Origin of the sequence: Clostridioides sp. ES-S-0190-01 (genome assembly GCF_020658275.1) — a bacterium.
Lineage (GTDB): Bacteria > Bacillota > Clostridia > Peptostreptococcales > Peptostreptococcaceae > Clostridioides.
Map to the genome: position 1 here is coordinate 447,641 of NZ_JACVWA010000027.1, position 14,583 is coordinate 462,223.

Annotated in this window: 12 protein-coding genes; 9 read left to right on the forward strand and 3 right to left on the reverse strand. The window is 28.7% G+C overall.

What is annotated here, in order from left to right; all coding sequences use genetic code 11:
- Positions 1 to 25 precede the first annotated feature (25 nt).
- The 9 genes from IC214_RS12020 (at position 26) to IC214_RS12060 (ending at position 11,612) form a co-directional block, all read left to right on the forward strand.
- A complete protein-coding gene (locus IC214_RS12020) occupies positions 26 to 1,852 on the forward strand; it encodes a diguanylate cyclase (protein WP_413926664.1) in 1,827 nt (608 codons plus the stop codon).
- A gap of 21 nt (positions 1,853 to 1,873) precedes the next feature.
- Entirely contained in the window at positions 1,874 to 3,865 is a 1,992-nt protein-coding gene (locus tag IC214_RS12025; protein ID WP_255613170.1) for a sigma 54-interacting transcriptional regulator, read from the forward strand.
- A gap of 260 nt (positions 3,866 to 4,125) precedes the next feature.
- On the forward strand, positions 4,126 to 5,385 hold the full coding sequence (locus IC214_RS12030; protein WP_227482820.1) for a pyridoxal phosphate-dependent aminotransferase: 1,260 nt from the start codon (positions 4,126 to 4,128) through the stop codon (positions 5,383 to 5,385).
- Positions 5,386 to 5,445: 60 nt separating this feature from the next.
- A complete protein-coding gene (iorA, locus tag IC214_RS12035; protein WP_227482819.1) occupies positions 5,446 to 7,233 on the forward strand; it encodes an indolepyruvate ferredoxin oxidoreductase subunit alpha in 1,788 nt (595 codons plus the stop codon).
- Position 7,234: 1 nt separating this feature from the next.
- Positions 7,235 to 7,810 (forward strand): indolepyruvate oxidoreductase subunit beta, encoded by a 576-nt coding sequence (locus IC214_RS12040; protein ID WP_227432656.1) that lies wholly within the window; start codon positions 7,235 to 7,237, stop codon positions 7,808 to 7,810.
- Positions 7,811 to 7,863: 53 nt separating this feature from the next.
- On the forward strand, positions 7,864 to 8,934 hold the full coding sequence (gene buk, locus IC214_RS12045; protein WP_227432657.1) for a butyrate kinase: 1,071 nt from the start codon (positions 7,864 to 7,866) through the stop codon (positions 8,932 to 8,934).
- 216 nt (positions 8,935 to 9,150) lie between these two features.
- The gene (locus tag IC214_RS12050) at positions 9,151 to 9,852 is read left to right on the forward strand and encodes a YczE/YyaS/YitT family protein (protein WP_227835358.1); all 702 of its coding nucleotides are present in this window, start codon (positions 9,151 to 9,153) and stop codon (positions 9,850 to 9,852) included.
- 60 nt (positions 9,853 to 9,912) lie between these two features.
- Entirely contained in the window at positions 9,913 to 10,419 is a 507-nt protein-coding gene (locus IC214_RS12055) for an NUDIX hydrolase (RefSeq protein WP_227432659.1), read from the forward strand.
- 170 nt (positions 10,420 to 10,589) lie between these two features.
- Complete coding sequence (locus IC214_RS12060) at positions 10,590 to 11,612, forward strand: AI-2E family transporter (protein WP_227432660.1); 1,023 nt, start codon at positions 10,590 to 10,592, stop codon at positions 11,610 to 11,612.
- A gap of 142 nt (positions 11,613 to 11,754) precedes the next feature.
- Here IC214_RS12060 and IC214_RS12065 read toward each other — a convergent pair whose 3' ends face one another.
- The 3 genes from IC214_RS12065 to IC214_RS12075 all read right to left on the reverse strand — a co-directional run bounded on the left by IC214_RS12065 (position 11,755) and on the right by IC214_RS12075 (position 14,236).
- Positions 11,755 to 12,063 carry a DUF1540 domain-containing protein gene (locus tag IC214_RS12065; RefSeq protein WP_021385244.1) on the reverse strand — a complete coding sequence of 103 codons (309 nt, stop codon included), beginning with the start codon at positions 12,061 to 12,063 and terminating at the stop codon, positions 11,755 to 11,757.
- A gap of 61 nt (positions 12,064 to 12,124) precedes the next feature.
- Positions 12,125 to 12,553 carry a hypothetical protein gene (locus IC214_RS12070; protein ID WP_227432661.1) on the reverse strand — a complete coding sequence of 143 codons (429 nt, stop codon included), beginning with the start codon at positions 12,551 to 12,553 and terminating at the stop codon, positions 12,125 to 12,127.
- A gap of 225 nt (positions 12,554 to 12,778) precedes the next feature.
- Positions 12,779 to 14,236, reverse strand: coding sequence for a carbon starvation protein A (locus tag IC214_RS12075; RefSeq protein WP_227432662.1), 1,458 nt, complete (start codon positions 14,234 to 14,236; stop codon positions 12,779 to 12,781).
- Positions 14,237 to 14,583: the final 347 nt, after the last annotated feature.

Consider the following 14,583-nt stretch of genomic DNA (forward strand, 5'->3'; position numbering starts at 1 on the left):
AAATATAAAAAAGATAGAATATGATATGTTGACTAAGTTCTATCTGAATTTGACCGATTTAAACTACATCTTGGATTATCACAAAGACCTTTTAAATACAAAAATAGATGCTAAAGATAGAGTCTATATTTTATATTTAATTAGTCTAATAAACTATGTAAAAAAAGATAGAGAAGCATCGTATAATTATTTGATAGTTTCACTAAAAGATATTAAACAATTATCACTAAAAGATGATGCAGATATAATATCTAAGATTTATATTTATCTTACTCTATCTGCTATTTCTATAAAAAAATACGATAAAGCAAATCATTTTTATTTTTTAGCCAAAAAAATTATAAAACAACAACGTTTGAATGAATTATTGGTTTTGTTTAATATGAGTTTATGTGTAGAAATAAGTGCACTATATAAAACTAAATCTGAAGTAGTACTCTTAGTAGAGGAAGTATCTTTTTTTAAAAAATTAAAAAATAAAGTTCTTGTAAGTAGAGCAAATTATATATTTGGTAGGGTATATCTATACTTATTTAACAACTTTATAAAAAGTATGGAGTATTTGATTGAATGTCTAAGATTAGCCCAGGAAAATAATCTATATTCTATAGAAGCTTTTTGCAAATGTATAATAAGCCTCTGTTATTTAGAAAGTGGGAATAACAGAGAAGCCATAAAGTATATAAAAAATGCACTAGATGTTGCACATAATAATAATTCAGTATGTTTAACTGAAAGAGTAGCAATAAAAATAGACCTTATATGGGCATATTTAAAAGAAGATATGAATAAAGAAGCAGAAGTTGTTTTAGAAAAAACTATAGAACTGATGGATGTTGTTGAAGGCGTATATAAAGATTATTTGTACTCATTCATATTTTTATATTCAGCCGAAATAGAGTTAAAGAAAGATACTTGTAATTTTGAAAGAGTAAATGCATATTTGATTTTATCAAAAAACATATATAAAAGTTTTGGAGATGTTTTTATATATAATTCTAAATTAGATTATATTTATAAGTTATATGGAGATTTATATATAAAATTTAACAATGTAGATGAAGGAATAAGATATTATTTGAAAGGTTTAAACTTAGTTAAAAAAAGTTCATTAAATCCTAAAAAACTGTCGATATTTTATGGCCTAATAGCAAAAGGATATGAATTGAAAAAAGAGTTCAAACTAGCGATTGAATATTATAAAAGTATGGATTGGTATTCAGATAAGTGGGAAAAAAACAATTCTTATAAAACATCACAAGGTATTCATAAACAATATGAATTAAGACAAAAACAAGAAAGTTTAAGATTACTTGTAGATAATAATAAGAAATTGGAAAATGATATTCTAACTGATGGACTAACTCGACTATATAATAGAAGATACTTAGAACAACAATTGAATTTATTCAATGAAGATAGAGATAAAAATATGATGGCAATATTGATTGATATAGATTATTTTAAAAGCTATAATGATAACTATGGTCATCCAGCAGGAGATAAAGTTATAATTAAAGTAACTGACATTATAAAAAATGTATTTATAGATATTACTGAACACATAATTAGATATGGAGGAGAGGAAATCTTAATACTAGTAGATTCTATAAAATCAATAAATGTTGAAGAGATTGATAAGATAGAAATATATATTAAAAGAATTTTTAAACTTCTTGAATTTGAAGGAATTGAACATATATACTCTAAAGTAGAAAACTATGTGACTATAAGTGCTGGAGTAAGTATAAAAAGATGTCGTAGTAGAAAAGATGTCGAGATATTAATTGAAGATGCAGACAAAAACCTATATAAATCAAAAAAAGCAGGTAGAAATCAGTATATACTATAATTTAAAATTGAGGTGATTTTATTGCAAAAGAAGATAGGAATTATAGCCTCTGATATTGAATTAAAAGAAAGAATAGAAGAATTATATAGAGAAGATGTAGAAAATGGAACTATAATAATCGACATACTTAATCTTGATTTAATGGAAAATCAAGGACGTATACTTGTTGAGAAAGGTGCTCAAGCTATAATCGGTAGAGGAGGAGGTTATAGTTTAGTAATAGACACAGTAAGTGTACCTGTAATACCCATGAATATGAAATCAACCGACCTTCTAAGAGCAATAGAAATGGCAAAGCGATATTCTAAAAAAGTAGTATTAATACTTGGAGATAATGAAGTTTCTTTTGATTATGTTGGTTGGAGAAATGTCATAAGTACTGAAATAACTGAAGAATGGTTTGAATCTAAATACGAAATAAGAAGTAAGGTTGTAAAGTATATAGACCAAAAAGATGAAGTTGTAATAGTTGGTGGAGGTCTAGCGTGTTCTTTTGCGAGACAATATGGTATTGATAGTGTATTTGCAACTGCCAGTGACGAATCTATAAGAGAAGCTGTTGAGTATTGTAAGAAATTATTAGATACATTAGGCGAGGAAAAATTTAATAATGAAGTATTAAGAAATATATTAGATGGTATAAAAGATGGAGTAATTGCTATAGATAGTAATGGAAGTATAATTTTGTACAATGAAAGTGCAAAAAACATGCTTAAAGTAGAAAGAAAATGCGCGCTTAATAAATATATTCTAGATATATTTCCAAAAATGGGATGGCTATTAGATTGTCTACATGAGAAAGATGATGTAGAAGATAGGAAGATAAGAAATATAAACAACTTGATTGTTAATACTAGAACAACATTAATAAAAGTAGATGATAGCACTTATGGAGTTTTAGGAATAATACAAGATATAACTAAGCTACAAAATTTAGAAAGAAAAATAAGGTTTGATTTAAATCAAAAAGGTCTATATGCTAGATATACTTTTGATGATTTTTTATTTAAAGATAAATTAACAAAGGAATTTATTGAAGAAGCTAAAAAAATTGGGAAAAGTGATTACACAACACTACTTTATGGAGAAAGTGGGTCTGGTAAAGAAATTATAGCCCATAGTATACATAATATAAGCAAAAGAAAAGACAGGCCTTTTGTGGCTATAAACTGTGCTACTATAGCAGAAAATTTACTTGAAAGTGAGCTTTTTGGATATGAAGAAGGTGCATTTACAGGTGCTAGGAAAGGTGGAAAAAGAGGGTTATTTGAACTTGCTCATGGAGGAACTCTTTTTCTTGATGAAATAAACAGTGTCTCATTTAATATTCAGACAAAACTATTAAGAGTAATAGAGGAGCGACAAATAATGAGAATTGGCTCTGACTACATAATACCTTTGGATATTAGAATCATAGCAGCTACCAATGAATCTTTAACAGAAAAAATAGTTATGGGTACATTTAGAGCTGACTTATTTTATAGATTAAGTAGTTTAGAGATAAATATCCCTCCTTTAAGAGATAGAAGAGAAGATATAATACCATTGTTTAATAATTTTGTAAATGAAGTTTTAAAGGATGATGGTTTACATGGAATAAACAGTATAGATGAAAATTTTGCTCTAACTAAGGATGAGATAAATGCGCTATATAATTATAGTTGGCCTGGAAATGTTAGAGAGCTAAAAACAATAGCTCAAAAGTATGTTGTGACAGGGAAAATTAAATTAAGAAAAGAGCAAAACTTTAAGGCTAAAGAAGTAGTACCTAGTTCTAATGTAGAAGAATTTAATGTTGAAACAACAGCAAGTATGGAAACTACAGATAAAGTCATAGATATAAGTAAGATAAATGATGGTAAGGTAAGTATAGATATAAAAGAAGTAAATAAGTATGTTGAAGAAAAAATAATAAGCATGCTTTTTGCTCAGGGGCTTTCCAAAAATGAAGTTGCACAAGTTCTTGGAATAAGTAGAACATCTCTATGGAAAAAGTATAATAAAAATATTTGACATAATTACATATAAATTATTTTGAAGTGATGTTAATTTTTCAAAACGAATGTTAAGAAAAATTAACATTATTTTTTTGTAGAATTTTATTTTTTCAGACAAGCACATAGATTTGTAAGAAAAATAACTTAAACACTTAATTTTAGTAGTGAAAAAAATCAGAATTCTAAACAAAAGTAGTTTTACATAAAGTTAAATTTGTTGGCATGCTAATTGCTTAATATAAATGTGAGAGTAAATACAATTTTAGGGGTGATGGTATGAGTCAAAGTATGGTTGGTAAGCATGCAATGTGGCCAAAAGAAAATGATGTTATATTTAGCTTATCTGGAAGAGCTCAAGCAGCAGAAAAAGCTTTAGGTATGGATAATGTAATAAATGCAACAATAGGCGCTCTAATGGATGACTCAGGAAAATTAATAACAATGAAAACTGTATATGATGAATATAAAGCATTAGATAACTGTGATATAGGTGCATATGCAGCCCTTGAAGGTCAGCCAGACTACTTAGAAGCAGTTAAAAAAGTATTTTTTAGAGATTACTTACCAGAAGGACATATAAGAGTATTAGCTTCACCAGGAGGAAGTGGTGCAATAAAACTAGCTGTATGGAATTATACAAATGAAGGTGACGAAGTTTTAACATCTGATTGGTTTTGGAGTCCATATGTTAGTATAGCTGAAGAAGCTAATAGAAAAGTAGTAAACTACCAATTGTTTGATGAAAATAGAAAATTTAATTTTGATTCATTCAAAGAAAATTTTGTGAATATAGCAGAAAAACAAGGAAGAGTTTTTACAATTATAAATACACCAGCTCACAATCCAACAGGATATAGTGTTGCAGATGATGAGTGGGATAAAATATTAGACTTATCAAAAGAAGTTGCACAAGATAAAGACAAAAAGATAATATTTTTCGTAGATTCAGCATATATTGACTTTGCAGGTGATGATGATGTATGTAGAAAATTCTTTAAGAAATTTTCCAACTTGCCTGAAAACGTTCTTATATTAGTTGGTTTTAGTATGTCAAAAGGATTTACAGCTTATGGAATGAGAATGGGAGCTATAATTTGTATATCTTCAAGTGAAGATGTAGCAGAAGAGTTCCATTATTCATGTGTTCATTCATGTAGAGCAAACTGGTCAAATTGCAATAGAAGTGCTATGGCAGTTCTATCTAATATTGTAAATGACCCTAAAAAATTCAAAGAATATGAGGAGGAAAAAGAAGTATACAAAAAAATGCTGACTAGAAGAGCAGATGTATTTGTAAAAGAAGCTGAAAGAGTAGGATTAGAAATTCTTCCATATATAGCAGGTTTCTTTGTAAGTATACCATGTGATAATCCAAGAGAAGTATGTGAAGAATTAACTAAACACAATGTATTTGCAATTCCATTGAAGATGGGATTAAGATTTGCAGTTTGTGCAGTTTCAGAAGAAAAATGTAAGAAAGCACCAAGTATTATAAAAGAAGCACTTGAAAGTTTAGAAGTAAAAATAAATAATTAATTTCATTGAACAAATTGGGTGGACTATGAATTTAATAATTGTAGATGGAGGGAATTTTATATGAAACAATTGATGACAGGTAATGAGGCAATTGCACGTGGAGCCTATGAGGCTGGTGTTAAATATGCATCTGCATATCCAGGTACTCCAAGTACAGAAATACTAGAAAATTTAGCAACATATAAAGATGCAATAGTTGCAGAATGGGCTCCAAACGAAAAGGTAGCACTTGAGGCTGCTATAGGGGGTTCAATTGCAGGAGCAAGAACTATGGCTTCTATGAAACATGTTGGTGTAAATGTTGCAGCGGATCCAATATTTACTTATGCATATACAGGCGTAAATGGTGGTATGGTACTTATTACTGCAGATGAACCGGGAATGCATTCATCTCAAAATGAACAAGACAATAGAATGTATGCAAAGTTTGCAAAGATACCTTTATTTGAACCATCAACTAGCCAAGAAGCTAAAGATATGATAAAAGAAGCTTTTGAAGTAAGTGAAAAATATGATACACCAGTTTTATATAGAGTTACAACAAGACTCTGTCACTCAAAAGGTTTAGTAGAGTGTTATGATAGAGAAGAAGTTGAAATTAAAGAGTATGTGAAAAATGCTAAAAAAATGGTTACTGTTCCAGCAAATGCTCAAATAAGAAGAGGCGTTGTTGAAGAGAGAATGGAAACTCTTAAAAAATTCTCAAATGAAACTGAATTAAACTACTATGAAATAAATGATACAAAAATAGGTGTTATAGCTTCAGGTATGTGTTGTAATTTTGCTAAAGAAGTATTTGAAAAAAATGCATCATATATGAAGTTAGGATTTACAAATCCATTACCTTATGAAAAAATAAAAGAATTTGCAGACAAAGTAGATAAAATATATGTAATAGAAGAAAACGACCCATTTATAGAAGAACAAATAAAAGCGTATGGAATAGATTGTATTGGAAAAGATGTAATACCTCCATATGGAGAAATGACACCAGATGTTTTAAGAAAAGCTATATTTGGAAAAACAAATGACACTATAGAATATAAAACTGAATTAGTAACACCAAGACCACCAAGTTTCTGTGCAGGATGTCCACATAGAGGATTCTTCTATGAACTTGGAAAGAGAAAAAATTTAATAGTTGGTGGAGATATAGGATGTTATACTCTTGGATTTGCTCCTCCATATAATGGAATAGATTATGTTGTTTGTATGGGTTCTGCCTTTGGAACTGCACATGGTGCTCAAAAAGTTCTTAACATGAAAGAAGGAAATGAAAAGAGATTAGTAGGTGTACTTGGAGATTCAACTTTCTTCCATACAGGAATAAATGGTCTTTTAGATGTAGTTTACAATAGAGGTAATTCTATATCAGTAATATTAGACAATAGAATAACTGGAATGACAGGACATCAAGAAAATCCAGGTTCAGGATATACTTTACAAGGTGATAAAACTAAAGATGTTGACATAGAAGGATTAGTCAAAGCTTGTGGAATAGAACATGTAAGAGTTATAGACCCTAATAATCTAAAAGAAGTAAATGAAGCATTAGATTGGGCTTTGGCTATAGAAGATGAACCATCTGTAATAATCACAAGATGGCCATGTGTACTTAAAAAATTCTCTAAAGAAGATATAGAAGAGTTTAATAATCCATTTAAAACTAAGTGTAAGGTTGACCATGATAAGTGTATAGGATGTAAATTATGCTTAAAAACTGGATGTCCAGCACTATCATTTGATAAAGAAAATAAATTATCAAATATAGATAGAAATCAGTGTGTAGGATGTGGAGTATGTTCACAAGTTTGTCCAAAACAAGCAATAGTTAAGGAGGAAAAATAATATGACTAAGAGTATACTTTTGGTAGGTGTAGGAGGTCAAGGAACTATACTTGCTAGTAAATTATTAACTATGGGATTGATGGAAGCTGGATATGATGTAAAAATGAGTGAGATACATGGTATGAGCCAAAGAGGAGGTTCAGTTTCTTCACAAGTTAGATATGGAGATTGTGTTCATTCTCCAGTTATAGAAATTGGAGGAGCAGACATTTTAGTATCTTTTGAAAAGATGGAGGCTTTAAGATGGTTTAATTATCTAAAGCCAGAAGGAAAAGCTTTAGTAAATAATCATAGAATAGACTCTATGACTGTTTTAATCGGAGGAGCTGAATATCAAGAAAATGATATAGATGCAGAATTAAATAGATTAAATGCAAAAGTGATAAATGCAGCAGATAAAGCTGAAGAATTAGGAAATGCAAAGATAATGAATGTTATTTTATTAGGATGTCTAGTTAAATCTATGGAACTAGAGTCTATTGACTGGGAAAAAATTATAAGTGAAAATGTTAAACCAAAATTTGTCGAGTTAAATATAAAAGCTTTCCATGAAGGTATGGAAATGGTTGGCAAATAGTTTATAATATATATAAGATAAACTATAGAAATTAATGCGAAAGGAAGAAAAGTATGACTTATAGAATATTAGCCATAAATCCAGGTTCTACTTCTACAAAAATAGGAGTATATGATGGAGAAGAACAAATTTTTGTGAAGACGATAGACCATCCAGCAGAGGAGATTGCAAAATATAATACAATTCAAGACCAATTTGAAATGCGTAAAGAGGCAGTTTTAAGTATTCTTGAAGAAAACAATATAGATTTAAAATCTCTTAGTGCAATAGTTGGAAGAGGTGGAGTTTTACCACCAGTAAAATCAGGGGCATATTTAGTAAATGAAGAAATGATTGATGTACTTAAACATAGACCAGTACTTGAGCATGCTTCAAATTTAGGAGCAGTTGTTGCACATGCAATATCAGAACCACTTGGAATAAATTCATATATCTATGATTCTGTTGCAGTAGACGAACTTATAGATATAGCAAGAGTATCTGGGCTTTGTGGAATGGATAGATCAAGTGCAGGGCATGCACTAAATACTAGAGCAATGGCTTTAAAATATGCTAAAGATAGAGGTAAAGATTACAAGAGTTTAAACTTAATAGTAGCTCATATTGGTGGAGGAGTAAGTATTTATCTTCATGAAAAAGGAAGAATGGTTGATATGTTATCTGATGATGAAGGGCCATTTTCACCAGAAAGATCAGGAAGAGTTCCTGCTACAAAATTAGTAGCTGCTTGTTATTCAGGTCAATGCTCAGAAAGAGAAATGACTAAAAAGATAAGAGGTAAAGGTGGTATAGTTTCATATTTAAATACTGTAGATGCTAGAGAAGTTGAAAAGATGATAGCAGAAGGAAATGAAGAAGCCAAAATTATTTATGAGGCAATGGCATATCAATTGGCAAAAGGAATTGGAGAATTAGCAACTGTAGTAGATGGAAAAGTTGATGCTATAATTATAACAGGTGGAATTGCATATTCTGAAATGTTTACTTCAATGGTTAAAAAGAGAGTTGAATTTATAGCGCCAGTAGAAATTATGGCAGGAGAAAATGAGTTAGAATCACTTGCTTTTGGAACTCTTAGAGTGCTAAATGGAGAAGAAGAAGCTAGAATTTATAGTGAAAATTAATTAAATTAACTAAAAATGTTTAAATATTAGAAAAGTGGTATATCTATTTTTACACTAAAGCTTAGAATATAGGTGAAGACGTGTAAAATATGGATTGCCACTTTTTTTATGATTGAAATTCTATATTAAAATGATGAAAAATTTTGTAAAACTTTGTACTTATATATATATTTTATTGGTATTTATTGTTATTATTATTATGAGGAGTGATTTTTAATGGGAAAAATTAATTTAAAAAGTATGATAAGGTTGTTTTCAGGTTTTTTTATATTTGCAATTTCTTCTGTGCTTATGGTTAATGCACATGTTGGTCTTATGCCTTGGGATGTGCTTCATCAAGGTTTATCTATAAAATTAGGTATAACTATAGGTCAGGCGTCCATATTGGTAGGTGTTATAATCGTTATATTGGATGCAGTTTTTGGTGAAAATATAGGATGGGGTACATTGCTAAATATGACATTTATAGGAATTTTCATTGATTTAGTAATATTTTCAGGTGTGATACCTCATGCAAGTAATACTTATATAGGAGTATTAATGGTTGTTATAGGAATCATCTTAGCTGCTATAGCTAGTTTTTTGTATTTAGGAGTTTGCCTTGGAAGTGGGCCAAGAGATGGTCTTATGATTGCTCTTCAGAAAAAAACTAATAGGTCTGTACGTCTTGTTAGAACAGTTCTTGAAATATTAGCACTCGTTGCTGGTTGGTTATTAGGTGGTTCTGTAGGAATTGGTACACTTGTAAGTGCTTTAGGTTTAGGGTATGTATTACAAATAGTGTTTAGAATGTTTAAATTTGATACAAAATCTCTTAAACATAGATTCATTATAGATGATATAAAAGAGTGGAAAGAAAAGAAAAATGATGAACATAAATGTAAATCAAGCATTGTAATAAAAAATGAACAAAATTAATTATACTAAAATGTATCTATATTTTAGTTAACTTTATAAGGAAAGTAAGGAGATTTGAAAGTGGAATTATGGGATTTGTATAATGCTGATGGAATTAAAACAGGAAATGTTATAGAGCGAGATAATTCTATTGAAGAAGGATATTATCATTTAGCAGTTGAAGTGTGGATTGTAAATAGTAATTTTCAGGTTTTAATTCAGAAAAGGTCTGAAAATAAAAAGACACTGCCAAATATATGGGGGATGACAACTGGATGTATTGTTTCTGGAGAAGAAAGTTTAGATGGTGCAATTCGTGAGGCTAAGGAAGAAATAGGAATTGATATATCCAAAGATGAGATAAAGATTTTTAGAAGTATGATTCATGGAGATACTTTATGGGATGTATATTTAGTTAAAAAAGAGTATGATGTATCAAATGCAATTTTACAAAAAGAAGAAGTAAGTGATATAAAATGGGTAAGTACAGGTGAAATAAGACAATTATTAAAAAAGGGCTTATTTTTTGAATATCCAGAGATATATGATTTACTATCTGATATAGATAATAATGATTTAAATATATAATGTAGGCAGAATTAGATATAAGTATGTATTATCTAAAATTATCTTCTCTAAAATTTAATGTTGTATTAGGAAGAATTAATGCATTATTTTTAATGTTCTCCTAATTAGATTTTAGAATTAGAGTAATAAGTTTGATTGTTAAGTAGTAAAAATCTGGGGAGGATTACGCTGTGGAGAATAATAAAGAATTGACACCCGATAGTTCAAAATATAAGATTGTTTCTATATCTGTGGTAGTGATTATTTTAATTACATTTTGGTATATGTTAAATATGGTGCTTTTAACATTTATAATGACTTTTGTTTTTTATAATTTATTAGTTTCCATAAGAAAAAGAATTAGGAAATTATTTTCTTTCTATGTTCCTGATTCATTAATAATTATAGTATTATATTCGTTATTTGCTATATTATTAGTACTAATTAGTTATGCAGTTGTGCCAATAATTATAGTTCAACTTACAGAGTTAAGCAGGATTTTAAGTAATTTTGATGTAAATCAATTTGCTCAATCTTTAGGGCCAAAGATTTATCCTATTGTTTCAAAGTTGGATTTTAATAAATATATTTCACAGGCAGGATTGTTAATAGCATCAGCAGCAACTAAAGTTGGAAGTTTTGGGATAAATATATTACTAGCTTTTTTACTTAGTTTACTGCTTTTACTTGAAAAAAATGATATTAAAAAATTTGGAAATAAACTTGCAGAAAGTAAAATTTCTTTCATCTATAATTCTCTTGTATTTTTTGGAAAAAGTTTTGTGAAAAATTTTGGTGATGTAATGAAAGTACAAGTAATGATTGCATTTATAAATTCTATTGTTTCTATGATTTTTTTAGGATTTATGGGTTTTCCTCAAATATGGGCTTTAGGGCTTATGATTTTTGTTTTGGGTCTTATTCCAGTAGCTGGAGTTATAGTGTCTCTAATTCCATTAACAGTAATAGCCCTTAATATAGGAGGAATAGCAAAAGTATTTGGCGTTTTGGCCATGATTTGTATAGTGCATGCAGTGGAAACATATATATTAAATCCTAAGTTGATGTCAAATAGAACAAAACTTCCAGTTTGTTTTGTTTTCATTATTTTACTTGTAGGAGAGCATTATTTAGGTGTATGGGGATTATTAATTGGAGTTCCAATATTTATGTTTCTTATGGATATATTTGGTGTAAAATTTAGTTCAAGATGATAACTTATAATTACATTTACTTCCTAATACATAATGCTTTAATTGTAAAAAAGAACCTATAATAGATATCTTTTAAAAGGTATCTGTTTTATAGGTTCCATTTTATTTTTTATAAATACTAAATAGTTAAGTATCAATGAAATTATTTCATTTCAAAAGTTTCACAGCTTGCATTTCCTGAGTTTATATGAACTTTTTCAGCCTTGCAAAGTTCATTCTTGTTGTATTTACATTTTACAGCTTCACAATGAATATTATCTGTATCAACTTGGTTAGTGTCATTAGAACGACTAGTTATACCAGATGTATATTTGTCTTCAAAAGAAGCACAGTAAGTATTTCCTGTAGTAGTTGCTTGCATTCCATCTACTTTTATGCTACCAGCATAACAATATCCACTAGTATTATAAGCACAGTTAGTAGCATCACAATTTAAATTATTATTTTTCATAAATAACCTCCTAAGTTTTTTATTTAAACTTATTATGTGAAGTTATTTGAATTTTATACACTTATTTACAATTACATTTCTTACATTTAACAATTATATCTTCAGAAGTTTCTCTTCCTAAATTTTTATTAATATGATACACATCAATATTTTCAGTTGAACCACATATAGAACATTTAAAGTTGTTCTCTAGTAAAGTTCTTTCTCTAAACAACTTCCAGTACATAGAATTAATATAATCATTATAGTTTACCTTAAGGCATGTCTCAAGAAAGTTTATGTATAGATTGTCTAAATCTCCTGTATTTAAGTCTGTATATTCTGGCTCAAAATATTCACAACATCCTCTAAAATCAGGTTTGGTATCTGAAATAACACATTTAATATCATATCTGTAATCTAGGCTAGGCCCCTTCAATGAAAGGTGTGTACAAAAAGAACAAGATGTTTCTGGTAAATTTTTTTCTAGTTCATGTAATTTATTATTCATAAGTATTCCTCCAAAAAATTATTTTGAGTATATAAACAATGTAGATTATTTTAAATCTTTTATTTATTTATATTAAATATATAGGATAAATATTCCAATAAAAGGTGGCTGTTTATTTATTAATGTATTTAATAAGAAAGAGGCTAATCTCTATTTTGAGACAGCCTCTTTTTATTGAGTTATTTAAAATTAAAAGTTTTAATAAAAATCTAATAATATTTATATTTAGCTAGCTAGATTTGTATCCGTTTTGCTTTTTAGTTTTCTGCCATAGTATACAGTTAAAACAGCATACAAAACAGTAAAAATGGTAGCTAAAATATATGATATATTTATACTTAAGTTAAATCCAATTTGAGCATTGAATATATAACTAGAAATTACAAAAGAATAAAACATACCTGGGATTAAGCTTATGATATAATTTTTTTCTTTTATTATAAGATAAACTGTAATCATAGCAAAGGCGAATATAGCAATAGTTTGGTTACTCCAAGAGAAATATCTCCATAATATATTAAATCCAGAAGTGCTAAGTTTTGCAAATATAAGGATGGCTATAACAGGAATAAATATACAGATTGATAATATAACACGATGTTTCTTTTCTTTTTGGTCATAATGGAAATAATCTGCAAGCATTAATCTTAAAGATCTTAAAGCTGTATCTCCAGAAGTTATTGGTAAAACAATAACACCTATTATAGCTATAATACCACCAACAGAACCAAGTAAGTCTCTAGCAACTAAACCTATTACATCAGGAGAACCTATTAATTCACTAGGTATTCCTTTATTGTAAATACCCATAGCAGCTGCCGCCCAAATCATGGCAATTAAACCTTCCAAAATCATCATATTATAAAAAGTGCTTCTACCTTCTTTTTCATTTGAAACTGATCTTGCTATAAGAGTAGCTTGAGTTGAGTGGAATCCAGAAACAATACCACAAGCAACTGTAACAAAGAATGTAGGGATAAGAGGAATTCCATTAGGATGGATACCTTTCCAATTTGCTAGGCTTAAATTGGCTAAGTCATAACCCTGTGTAAATATTCCAATTCCAACACCAGCAGCAGATAAAAGTAGAATGGCTCCAAATATTGGATATATTTTTCCTATTATTTTATCAATTGGAAATAGTGTTGCACATAAATAATATACAAAGATGATTCCATAAACTATCCAAACGACTGGATTATTGATAGTTGATTTCATATTTAGAATTTGAGTAACTACCAAATCTCCAGGTGTATAAATAAAAACTGCACCAACCAAAAGCATTAATAAGCAAAGGAAGATATTATAAACTTGAAAGACCTTATTACCTAAAAATCTGCTGATAAGAGAAGGCATCTGTGCTCCTTTTTCTCTTATACTAATCATTCCACTCATATAGTCATGTAAAGCTCCTCCTAATACACAACCAATAGGAATTAGTATAAACGCAATTGGACCAAATAAAATACCTTGTATAGGTCCTAAAATCGGTCCTGTACCAGCTATATTAAGCAACTCAATAAGACTATTTTTCCATTTTTTCATTGGAACATAGTCTACTCCATCACTCTGAGCAAGTGCAGGTGTTTTTCTGTCATCTGGGCCAAATACTTTTTCACAATAAGCGCCGTATAAAGCACCTCCTATTAGTAAAATAGCCAAACCAATTAAGAATGTTGTCATAACATCACCCCATTTATAAATTTTTTTAGATTCTGTATACATATTGTCTGAATGTGTAAGTTTTTATAAGATTTTATACTTAAAACACTTACAAATTCTATAAAGTATTAAAACTAATATAATTTCAGAAATAAATACATATACATAATCATGCACTTAGTATACAGGTATTTGGAAAAAAATTCAATATTATAACAAGAAAGAATATAAAAAATATTCTGATAATATTCTACAAAAAATTAAAAAATACAAAAAAAATAATTTAAATAGAGGTAAAAAAATGATAAATTAATTGATAGTGTAAGTGTCTATATCTTAACAATATTAAGAGGTCTAAAATTCTTGAA

Excerpts from the sequence above, each read along its gene's own strand:
- IC214_RS12020 (WP_413926664.1), top strand. The coding sequence starts at position 26 with ATGTTGACTAAGTTCTATCTGAATTTGACCGATTTAAACTACATCTTG.
- IC214_RS12030 (WP_227482820.1), top strand. The coding sequence starts at position 4,126 with ATGAGTCAAAGTATGGTTGGTAAGCATGCAATGTGGCCAAAAGAAAAT.
- iorA (WP_227482819.1), top strand. The coding sequence starts at position 5,446 with ATGAAACAATTGATGACAGGTAATGAGGCAATTGCACGTGGAGCCTAT.
- IC214_RS12040 (WP_227432656.1), top strand. The coding sequence starts at position 7,235 with ATGACTAAGAGTATACTTTTGGTAGGTGTAGGAGGTCAAGGAACTATA.
- buk (WP_227432657.1), top strand. The coding sequence starts at position 7,864 with ATGACTTATAGAATATTAGCCATAAATCCAGGTTCTACTTCTACAAAA.
- IC214_RS12050 (WP_227835358.1), top strand. The coding sequence starts at position 9,151 with ATGGGAAAAATTAATTTAAAAAGTATGATAAGGTTGTTTTCAGGTTTT.
- IC214_RS12065 (WP_021385244.1), bottom strand. The coding sequence starts at position 12,063 with ATGAAAAATAATAATTTAAATTGTGATGCTACTAACTGTGCTTATAAT.
- IC214_RS12070 (WP_227432661.1), bottom strand. The coding sequence starts at position 12,553 with ATGAATAATAAATTACATGAACTAGAAAAAAATTTACCAGAAACATCT.
- IC214_RS12075 (WP_227432662.1), bottom strand. The coding sequence starts at position 14,236 with ATGACAACATTCTTAATTGGTTTGGCTATTTTACTAATAGGAGGTGCT.